Annotated in this window: 1 protein-coding gene; it reads right to left on the minus strand. The window is 40.0% G+C overall.

Annotated features, from left to right (window positions below):
* Positions 1 to 133 precede the first annotated feature (133 nt).
* Positions 134 to 1324, minus strand: coding sequence for an IS110 family transposase (locus WS40_RS10550; RefSeq protein ID WP_038670590.1), 1191 nt, complete (start codon positions 1322 to 1324; stop codon positions 134 to 136).
* Positions 1325 to 1496: the final 172 nt, after the last annotated feature.

Below are 1496 nucleotides of genomic sequence, written 5' to 3' on the forward strand. Positions count from 1 at the left end.
GAAACCTGCTAAGAAAAATCAATAGGCAAAATGAACAAAGTTGAGAAAAGAAGCAAAGGAAAAAACGATATAGCAAAGCTGACGTTTGAAGGAAGTATTCAAACGCCCGATGAGTATGTACCTGAGACTACAATTAATGTTCGGAGTAAAACTCCATAACCTTGCCGTAGTAAACTCGAAGGAATTTGTTAAGCCCCGCAATCATTGCTTCTTTGCCGCATTTCCCTTCGCTGCGTTTCTTCTGAATAAAGTCATAGACAGCATTGTCGGCAGGTTTGTGTTTGATTAAGGACTGCATGATCTCGTAGCCTGTTTTTCGCAGATAACTGTTTCCACGCTTGGATATATGACGCTCAGAAGCGTGGAATGCACCCGACTGATAAGGCGGAGCGTCAATGCCTGCATAGGCAATGAGAGAGTGCTTGTTTTTGAATCTGCGTACATCGCCAATTTCAGCAATGATACGTGGAGCAAGTGTATCTCCGATACAATCCATTTCCTTGACAACAGAATATTCAGGCAAGGTGTTGCAAAGATCCTGCATTTGTGCTAAAATGGTATTGCGTGATTCCTCTATTGAGTGGATCAGCTTGACGGCTTCACTAACGGCAATTTTGACGGATTGGGAGTTAGGAAGCGTAGGGATACCGTTTTGAGCAAGGGCAAGGATTTCCGCTGCCTTACGCTCGTTTAAGCGGTATCCCTTTTTCTTTGCCCATTTGCAGTAATCAGATGTAAATTTCATTTCTCCCATATCGAGAATATTCTGAAAATGAATATATCGACTGACAAACTCGGTCAGCTTGTGATTTTCACCTTGATTTGAAAGAACATCATTGATTTTGGGCATAACTTGGTCAAGAAGATTGGAGAAGTTCACCTTTGATTTAACAAGCATACCTGTAACCTGATAATACTGACGTGCAAGAAATTTAAGTTCATCGTATATAACATTAGAGGGATAAGCCTTAACAAGCTCGTTCCAGTATGTAATACCGAAAGATGCGATTTTAATCGAATCAATTTTATCGGTTTTTGCTCGTCTTATGCTTTGCGAGCAGAACTTCTTCATACGCAAGGCATTTACACAGCATACAAAAATGTTGTGAGAAGATAAATAGGTCGCAACAGGAAGATGATAGTGACCTGTATCTTCCATAACAACACGGGTTTCTTCATCGAATGATTTGATGAGAGAAATAAGAGAATCCAGTTCATCGGCAGTGTGACCAATGTCAAAGGGTGATTCAAGTATTTCGCCGCAAGGTTTCATAATGCAAACAGTACTTTTTCCTTTTGATACATCAATTCCTACACTAATCATGATAAATCCTTCTTTCTGATATTTTGTAATGTTTCCGCTCAGGAGCTTATTAAAATTCATTTTGGTTAGTGATGCGAACGCTGCTGTAAACACAGCAGGTACAACCTGCTTAATCGAATTTTATAACAAGAAGGCGGCTGACACTTTCTATTACGAACGCTTAGTTCTAAGG

Source organism: Ruminococcus sp. N15.MGS-57 (genome assembly GCF_000980385.1).
Classification (GTDB): Bacteria; Bacillota; Clostridia; order Oscillospirales; family Ruminococcaceae; genus Hominimerdicola; species Hominimerdicola aceti.

Excerpts from the sequence above, each read along its gene's own strand:
- WS40_RS10550 (WP_038670590.1), bottom strand. The coding sequence starts at position 1,324 with ATGATTAGTGTAGGAATTGATGTATCAAAAGGAAAAAGTACTGTTTGC.